Genomic DNA, 8,232 nt, shown 5'->3' with positions numbered 1-8,232 from the left:
TTTTGGTTTTATAGGGGGTTGGTTAGGTTTTGGGTATAATGCTGAGTTGTATTATTGCTTTTAGTGGGCTTGTTTTAAGAATACCTCACTTCTATTTTAAAACAATTATAAAATAAAGTTGGAGGTCTATGGTTACCACATAATGATTAAGATATTTTTAATATTATGTTATATGATGAAATGTTGCCATGTGCCACATATAAACTAAACCTAGACATATATAACGACGTAGCTACAGGAGGTAGATAATGAATAAAGACTATCCACAACTTAAAAGACAAATGAATGAGCTTATATTGGCATATGCTGATGACGTTGTACCAGTAAATCGCAATATCATTGTTAATTTTTTTAAAGAGAGGAACATACCCTGTCGAAAAGATTATATTGACTTTTTAGCAAGATTTGGTGGTAATTACTCTTATTTTTTTAGATCAGAAGGCAGTGGTTATGACTGTACTTTTCAAGAGATAAGTGAAATATATCTTGAAGAGCCACCAGAAGAAATGCCAAGCAATGACTATGCACTAATATCCAACCATACTTTTGCTGATTTTTATTTTATTGAATATAGTACAGGTCATATTTGCCAACCCTATTCTGATAACGAAGGAAATTGGACCTATGAATATTATTCATATAAAGATATTGATTCTTTTTTATGGTGTCAACTGTATTACACCTATTATAAGGAGTTTACAACCCAAGTCATACATCACCTAACGGATGCAGAATTAAATAAATTTTTTATTGACTATCATGATTATTTATTAGTGGGCTTTCCTGATAGCACTGCTGGAAGCTATTTTAAAGATAACAAAATATATGCTCACACATCTAATACCAATATTATTGAAGAGCATATCTTATCTGATGATTTTGTCCGTAAGCTTTATAAGTGATTAAAACTTTATTAATCAGACAGAGAATGAATAAACAATGAGTTATATAGAAGAAGTCGCCCAAGGCAAATGGTATCGACCTGATCTGGTAAAAGGCTATAGTGAAGATGAAATCAAACAGATAGAAGCACTTTATAGCATTTGTATTCAAGGGGAGTTTAAACAGTTTATGCGCTGTATGGGACGCTCTTCGGGTGGGCTATTAGCAGAAAGAACTATGATGCTATATAACTTACAGCCCAGATCACATATGATACGCTATAAGGCTTATAATGATGACCTTTTACATTATAGTGGTTATGACTTTTCCTATAAAAACTCTTTTTTCTTTGCTTGTATTTGGGAAACTAATCTATATTTTTTAAAAACAACTTCTAATAATCCAGATTATACTGGAGAGTTATTACCACAATCAACCCATATTGGTGCAGAATATGTGGATGATTATCTAAACAAACAACAGGCTTACATTAATGAATTAATCAAGATTCATCCTAACCGCCACTATGATATCACCCAAATCAAGGGTTATAGCTTAAGTGAAATATCAGCATTTGAACATGTTTACAAAATTCAGATTACTGGACAGCTTAAAGACTTTATGCACTATATGGGGCGGTCATCTGGTGGGTTACTAAGTGATGATTTTATTTTTTATAATAAAATGAGTTTAATAGAAAAAGTGAATTATATCGATCGTACTATAGAGAATACATGGAGTAAAGAGCCAGAAACTTGTCATTATAAAGACGATTACAGAGTCTATCATTATTCAGAAGGTTCAGAAGATATATCAGATACAGGTCAAAATTTTACTGAATTTTTAAAAGGTGTGGTGATACATTATGCCCATAATGGCTCATGGATTTTACAACTTATAAACGAGATAATCATTTCTTTTTAGTGACCAATCGTAAAGATGCAGATATGGTGCATCATTATAATAGCTATGACCTAATTTTAGCCAAAACAGGTAAAACCTTTTTAGAATTTATCAAAGAAGTGATTAAATATAGTTAGATGCTAGGACTGGCTTATAAGGTGGTATTAAAAAAGGCGGATAGTTATCCGTCTTTTTTAATACAAGCAAAATATAAACACTCACTGTTACCCCAACACTGTCTGCTGCCTATGACATTGTATTTATTCAAGCCTATATTACCTTGGCGAGCTATTAAACTTCATCTTGAAGATATAATAGATAAGGCACGTACATTATGGCATATACAGTTAGCAGATAATCATACAATCTTGTTGCAATAACATTGGTGAAATTTACATTCAGACTTTAGGATTTAAGAAAAAATAAACCAAGCTGGGGAAAGTGATAAAATTATAAGGTATAAAATATAACTGTAAGAAAAAGGCTTGATACGGCGTTTTTCTAGGTAAAGTAGAGCTTGATAGTATGAGTGACTCAGATGCAATAGAGGTCAACTAAAGAGGTTAAATAATGTTGAATATGAAGTTTGAGGGCTATTATATTAGTAATGGTCTAAGTCAGAAAATTGCAATTAATATGAACCCTGCCAGTGAAAAAGTTTTGGCTGAGTTAAATAAGTTAAACAATACAAGTACTGGAACTATTATTATGGAAAACCTTGCATCTATAGAAGATATAGAGCCCCTTAGTCTAACAGTATATTTCAATGGTGGTAAATATTTGCTAATGCTATTAGACTACGATGATGAAGGATATCCCAATGTTAGAACTGCCTTTAATCCTAAAGCTTTAAGAGATGATTGGGAGTATATAAATGGAGAGCTTCATAGCTCCACGACGATTATTGATGACTTAGAGGTGGTCAAGAAGTGCTTTTTGGAATTTAATTCTACTGGCGATGTGTCTAAGCAACTTTTGAGCTAGAATATATAGTGAATGAGAAACTTATAGGAAAAACTTAATAATTATAATAAATAATATATATAAATTTAACAATGTAAAATCAACTCAAGTAAGAAACAAAAGTAACAAAGTCCGTTTCAGTTGAGATTAATATTAATAAAAAGTAACTGAGTATGACCCATCAGCACAATAACTTTACCTGAGAATTACTGATGATTTTTATTGGTTATCTTGAATTATACTAATATCTACAGGCGATATAGCTACTTTTTACTTTTATATAAAAACTGGCTATATTTGCCTTATCCTGTGTTAATGAGCTTGTTATTATCTGTTTTTATTAACAAGCTCTATCTATATATTGCCTTGATTCAGTCATTGCTGATGAAAATCAGTATCTTAGTTTTTTCTACAATGATGAAAGTTTAACGACCTTAGTTAGATAGTAGGCTAGGCTATCAGCCCAGTTTGCTTTGTAAAGAGATATCATTACTAATAATATCTGCCAATGTATGGCTGGTGAGTACAGCAATAAATGCTTGCGTTGCTTCCCAAAAAATGGGTTTTAGTTTGCAGACAGGTGTGATACGGCAGTCGGACTTGGTTAATGCCTCATCTGATGTATTTTGACTATCAAAACAAGGAACGATAGCAAAGTCTGGCTCGGTATGGCAGATGACTTCACCAAGGTTAATGTTTTCGGGGGCTTTGGCAAGACGTATGCCACCATTTTTGCCACGAATACTCTCAATATAGCCAAGCTGTGCCAATTGATGAATGACTTTGGTCAAATGGCTTTTGGATATTTGGTAGCTGTCTGCCACATCAGAGATGGTTGCTAGTTCATGTTTATCTGGTACAACAGCAAGATAGATGAGAGTACGTAAAGCATAGTCACTATAGTTAGTTAAGCGCATGGTGATTCTCAAAAGTATCATTTATAATGAATGTTATAATACGTCAATTTTAAGAGCAAGCAGACCGCCATGCTAAACTTTTTACTCATTATTCATCTATTGGGAGCGTCAATATGGGTAGGTGGACATTTGATGTTGGCATTGACTGTATTACCGCCAGTATTAATCCGCCGAGATGTACCAGCATTATTAGCATTTGAGCAACGTTTTGAAAAAATTGGCATGCCTGCCTTATTGTTGCAAATCATCACTGGTATCTGGATGGCACACCGTTTTTTACCCAATGTGAGCCAGTGGTGGACATTAAATAATGATATTAGTAAGTTAATTTGTTTAAAATTAGGCATCTTGACCATGACGGCAATCATCGCCTTACATGCACGTTTTCGAGTCATTCCCACGCTATCTGAGCGCAATCTTAACTTTTTTGCCCTGCATATTATTTCTGTTACTTTATTATCTGTTGCCTTTGTGGTGGTGGGAACGATATTTCGTACAGGCTTTAGCTAGAAGCTAGAAGTTTGTAAATAGCCCAGAGTGTATTAAAAAAATACCTTAATACACTCTGGATTCTATTTGGTTTAGAGAAAGACGCTTTTAAATTATCCAAATAGCCCATCAGTACGAGGTTTTGCCAGCATTGGGATATAGCTGATACAAAATAGCATAAAGCAAGCAATCCAAGCCGTTTGAGCAATCATAATCCAGATAATATAATGCTCCATATCTAGCAGTGGTAAAAATACCCGAAAAATAAAAGCAATAATCATCAATATAAACATGGCATATACAGTTTTTGGTGGCTGATGAATACTACGCCCTGTATGCCCCAACGAAACCCGAGCCATCATTGCAACAGTCATCATGCCGATACCAGAAAGAGCCAATGCGTGGACTGCCAAGCTGTGATTAAAGCCAAGATGGGGCTGAATGGCAAATAAAAAGAAGCTGATACACATCCCCAAAAACGCCAGATACAGTGACCATAATAATGGCTTTTTCCAGATACCGTGATGATACCAGCCTAATAGGCGAATGATATTAACTGCACCCACAGCAAAGGCACTGATGGACATAAACCATTTGTCGGTTACAAATAAGTCACTAATCATAAATGCCACAAAAAGTAGTAAGCTGGCAATATCAAGCCAACGATTATTTTTAACCTCAATCTTGTGTGGACTGTCAAAGCTAATTCCTTTTTCAATAAAAAAAGGAATGACTCGTCGACCAATGGTTAATACCAAACCAAGAATAAGATACAGTCCTAAGTAATCACCAATTTTGACTAAGGACATATTGTTGCTAAATATCCCGACATAGCACAATAAGTTACCACACGTAAGAAACGCAATTTTTGATAATATCCCCATTTGTTTGTATTGCTTGACTGCTAGTACAGCTCTAAAAATTGCGTATGCCATCAAAAGCATAAACCCTGTATCACAGATGCCTGCTAATGCAAACCACAATGAAGGATTTGGCACACCCAGCCCTACCATCATCCATGCAATACGTGCCACCATCCATAGCATAAAAATTCCCAAAAGCTTATATCCATGAGGCATCATAATGCCTGTCCATGTCTTGACTGCTGTCAACAAAAATCCAGCAATAATCGCCATGGTATAGCCATAGAGCATTTCATGTGCGTGCCAATAAAATGGATTGATTTGCCCCACATCAATATTGGTTTTTCCCATAAATACAAAGACCCAGAGTGCCATGGTAAGCATGGCAAAAACTGCACCTGCTGAGAAAAAAATACGAAATCCAAGGTTAAGAATGGGGTGTACAGAGACGGGACGTGCGCTAGGTGGCTGTATTTGCTTCATGCTATGACCTGTAAAATGTTACCTAGAAAGAATATGGCGAAGAGGATAAGGCGTTAAACTTTTTGGGAACAATGATGCAGAAACATTCATTTTAAATGAATGTTTAAGGGTATGACTCACTGCTTTGCTTATTATAACAGTGTTTCAGTGTCTGTGGAGAGTCAAGTTTAAAGAGTTTATGGAGAAGATATGAGAAAGAAAGTTAGATAATATTTCATAAATAGTGATAATTTGATAACAAATTAATACGATTTATATTTTAGAAATAATTATGATAGTAAGTACTTACCTCTTTGGTAGGTAAAAAAGAACTATATTAATTTAATATTTATACTTTAGGAGTTTGTTATGAAACATATTCAATTGACTGCAATTGCATCATTATCAGCATTGGCTTTATTTGGTTGTCAGGCACCTAGCCACACTCAAACAACACAGCCAACTCATACAACTACACAAACACAACCTGTCACTCATAATAATGCGGTAAAACCAATCCGTACATTAAATGCAGTAACTTGTAATGACCAAAGCGTTAACTTAAACTTAAATCAAGGTGGTGTGGCGCAACAGGGTATGCTACAAGGCTATAAGTACTGTGAATATAATATCCCATTACAAGCGGGTCAGCATTTAAATGTTGATTTTGATAGTTCATCGTTGGGTGCTTATGTTATAGTTTATGGACGAGATGACCTATCTATGACTGAGTTGACTGATAATGGCTATACAGCAACACAAAATGAAGTATTGCCTGTACGTGTTTTATTGACTCGTAACGAAGCTCGTAATAATACACAAGTACCATTTAAAGTACAGTTTAATCTAAGATAATATAAACACATCTAGAGCATATTAGCTATATTGTGAAATGAATTGGTTTTTCTTAGCACTTTATAGCTGACACTCAATCGTAGTGAGCCTAGAAATATAAAACAGCAAACTAATTATGGTTTGCTGTTTTTTTGTGTCCTATGGATTTAGAATGACCCATAAAGAAATAGCCATAAGATGTATTTTCATATATTTAGAATTTGGGTATTGTAGCGAAAATCATATGGTAATAAGTAGGTAGTTTGTATGACGGTAAATTTTAATGTCTTATCATTTAAGTTGCGATGGGTGTTTGTTGGGTGGTGGTTTTTATTATTAACCAGCAGTTTGTTATTGGGGTGTCAGCCTCAAGAGAAAACGCAAGCACAAGCTGATACGATAAAAGATGAACAACAAGCACAGCCTATCTCAATTGCAGCAGCTGCAAATTTAGCTGATGTTTTACCTCAAATTATCTCAGGCTATTGTATAGATAGAGGTTTGAATGTTTGCCCTATTGAAACAGTGTTTGCGTCGTCAGGTAAGCTATATGCACAAATTATTGCAGGTGCGCCCTATGATATCTTCTTGGCAGCCAATCAGTCATATCCTGAAAAACTAGTAGTAGAAATGGTAGGTGAGCAAGCTCAGCATCAGCCATTTACCTATACAAGAGGGCAGTTAGCCTTATATAGCACAACGCAGGTTGTTGAGCCTGATGGTAATAATTTAACCTTATTGAAGAATCCTGATTTTAAAGTGGCCATTGCTAATCCTGAGTTAGCACCTTATGGGGTGGCGGCACAAGCATATTTAACTGAGTTAAATTTGTATGATGTGTTAAATAAACAAAAACGATTGATAATGGCAGAAAATATTGGGCAAGCATTTCAGTTTACTAATACTGGGCATGCAGATGTTGGCTTTGTCGCGTTATCACAGATAAAAGGTCTGGAAAATCAAGTATCTGAGTCAAAGGTAGGTCATTATCAAGTGATTCCTAGTAATACATATCCTGCGATTTTACAAGATGGTTTGGTGATTACTAATAATAGTATGGCAGAGGATTTTGTTCGTTATTTGCAGTCAGATAAAGGACAAGCTTATTTTGCGCAGGCTGGATATTTGTCAGTCTTGGAATAATCATTATTTGATTTAATTGAGATGTCATAAGAGGTAATAAATAATTTTGTTGCTATCGTTGTCTGTGTCATTACCTATGTCTTTGCCGATGTTTGCAAGGTTAGAGTTGCTGTCAATGCTGTTGCCATTATGGCTAAGTGTTAAGTTAGCAACTGTGACGGTGCTGTGTTTGTTATTTATGGCGACACCATTGGCATATTGGCTAGCAAAAAAAAGTCAGTCTCAGGTGTTATCTCGATTTAAGGTGGTGATATTAGGATTGGTTAGCTTACCGTTGGTGCTACCGCCAACGGTAATTGGCTTTTATTTATTATTATTTTTTAGTCCTAATTATGGCGTAGGGAAGTGGCTTGCTCATCATGGTATTGGCTCATTGGCGTTTAGTTTTAATGGATTAGTCATTGCTTCTATCATCTACTCTTTACCATTTTTTGTACAGCCTGTTTATGCTCAGTTTGTGCGTATTCCCCAAAGTGTGCATGATGCGTCTTATTTATTAGAGTCCAGAGCATGGCGCCGTTTTTTACGAGTGTCTCTACCGCAGGCACGTACGGGGATAATTTTAGGCTCTTTGATTAGCTTTGCCCATACCATTGGCGAGTTCGGTGTGGTATTGATGATTGGTGGCAGTATTTCAGGTGAGACAAAAGTGATATCCATTGCTATTTATGAGCAGGTGGAGGCATTAAATTATGAGACAGCACATGCAATGTCGCTAATTTTGGTGTTATTGTCAGTTATATTTGTAGTGGCAATTGCCAGTTTTAATAAGAATT

The 8,232-nt window shown here is 35.3% G+C and carries 9 protein-coding genes; 7 read left to right on the top strand and 2 right to left on the bottom strand.

The genetic code is table 11. The annotated features are described in order from the left end of the window. The first annotated feature begins 248 nt into the window (after positions 1-248). The 3 genes from FHK88_RS11755 to FHK88_RS11745 all read left to right on the top strand — a co-directional run bounded on the left by FHK88_RS11755 (position 249) and on the right by FHK88_RS11745 (position 2,769). Positions 249-902: a hypothetical protein gene (locus FHK88_RS11755; RefSeq protein ID WP_227430941.1), complete on the top strand. Its 654-nt coding sequence runs from the start codon at positions 249-251 to the stop codon at positions 900-902. Between the two features lie 37 nt (positions 903-939). Then, positions 940-1,806, top strand: a complete 867-nt coding sequence (locus FHK88_RS11750) for a hypothetical protein (RefSeq protein ID WP_227430940.1) — start codon at positions 940-942, stop codon at positions 1,804-1,806. Positions 1,807-2,355: 549 nt separating this feature from the next. Continuing rightward, positions 2,356-2,769 (top strand): DUF6911 family protein, encoded by a 414-nt coding sequence (locus FHK88_RS11745; RefSeq protein WP_227430939.1) that lies wholly within the window; start codon positions 2,356-2,358, stop codon positions 2,767-2,769. 437 nt (positions 2,770-3,206) lie between these two features. Here FHK88_RS11745 and FHK88_RS11740 read toward each other — a convergent pair whose 3' ends face one another. After that, a complete protein-coding gene (locus FHK88_RS11740) occupies positions 3,207-3,665 on the bottom strand; it encodes an Rrf2 family transcriptional regulator (RefSeq protein WP_227430938.1) in 459 nt (152 codons plus the stop codon). Positions 3,666-3,734: 69 nt separating this feature from the next. On the opposite strand from FHK88_RS11740, the gene FHK88_RS11735 reads away from it, so the two are divergent. Continuing rightward, positions 3,735-4,175, top strand: coding sequence for a CopD family protein (locus tag FHK88_RS11735; RefSeq protein WP_227430937.1), 441 nt, complete (start codon positions 3,735-3,737; stop codon positions 4,173-4,175). Positions 4,176-4,267: 92 nt separating this feature from the next. Here FHK88_RS11735 and FHK88_RS11730 read toward each other — a convergent pair whose 3' ends face one another. Next, on the bottom strand, positions 4,268-5,500 hold the full coding sequence (locus FHK88_RS11730) for an NnrS family protein (RefSeq protein WP_227430936.1): 1,233 nt from the start codon (positions 5,498-5,500) through the stop codon (positions 4,268-4,270). Positions 5,501-5,848: 348 nt separating this feature from the next. On the opposite strand from FHK88_RS11730, the gene FHK88_RS11725 reads away from it, so the two are divergent. The 3 genes from FHK88_RS11725 to modB all read left to right on the top strand — a co-directional run. Then, positions 5,849-6,334 (top strand): hypothetical protein, encoded by a 486-nt coding sequence (locus FHK88_RS11725; protein ID WP_227430935.1) that lies wholly within the window; start codon positions 5,849-5,851, stop codon positions 6,332-6,334. A gap of 246 nt (positions 6,335-6,580) precedes the next feature. Then, a complete protein-coding gene (gene modA / locus FHK88_RS11720) occupies positions 6,581-7,456 on the top strand; it encodes a molybdate ABC transporter substrate-binding protein (RefSeq protein WP_227430934.1) in 876 nt (291 codons plus the stop codon). 76 nt (positions 7,457-7,532) lie between these two features. Further along, positions 7,533-8,232 (top strand): molybdate ABC transporter permease subunit (gene modB / locus FHK88_RS11715; protein ID WP_227430933.1); only part of this gene is annotated, 700 nt, incomplete at its 3' end.

This window comes from Psychrobacter sp. I-STPA6b (genome assembly GCF_020662265.1).
GTDB lineage: Bacteria > Pseudomonadota > Gammaproteobacteria > Pseudomonadales > Moraxellaceae > Psychrobacter.
The sequence above is the reverse complement of the archived record's forward strand: the minus strand, read 5'-3'. Positions and strand labels throughout refer to the sequence as shown.

What these genes read in the sequence shown, in the direction of transcription:
- FHK88_RS11755 (WP_227430941.1), top strand. Translation starts at nt 249, where the DNA reads ATGAATAAAGACTATCCACAACTTAAAAGACAAATGAATGAGCTTATA.
- FHK88_RS11750 (WP_227430940.1), top strand. Translation starts at nt 940, where the DNA reads ATGAGTTATATAGAAGAAGTCGCCCAAGGCAAATGGTATCGACCTGAT.
- FHK88_RS11745 (WP_227430939.1), top strand. Translation starts at nt 2,356, where the DNA reads ATGTTGAATATGAAGTTTGAGGGCTATTATATTAGTAATGGTCTAAGT.
- FHK88_RS11740 (WP_227430938.1), bottom strand. Translation starts at nt 3,665, where the DNA reads ATGCGCTTAACTAACTATAGTGACTATGCTTTACGTACTCTCATCTAT.
- FHK88_RS11735 (WP_227430937.1), top strand. Translation starts at nt 3,735, where the DNA reads ATGCTAAACTTTTTACTCATTATTCATCTATTGGGAGCGTCAATATGG.
- FHK88_RS11730 (WP_227430936.1), bottom strand. Translation starts at nt 5,500, where the DNA reads ATGAAGCAAATACAGCCACCTAGCGCACGTCCCGTCTCTGTACACCCC.
- FHK88_RS11725 (WP_227430935.1), top strand. Translation starts at nt 5,849, where the DNA reads ATGAAACATATTCAATTGACTGCAATTGCATCATTATCAGCATTGGCT.
- modA (WP_227430934.1), top strand. Translation starts at nt 6,581, where the DNA reads ATGACGGTAAATTTTAATGTCTTATCATTTAAGTTGCGATGGGTGTTT.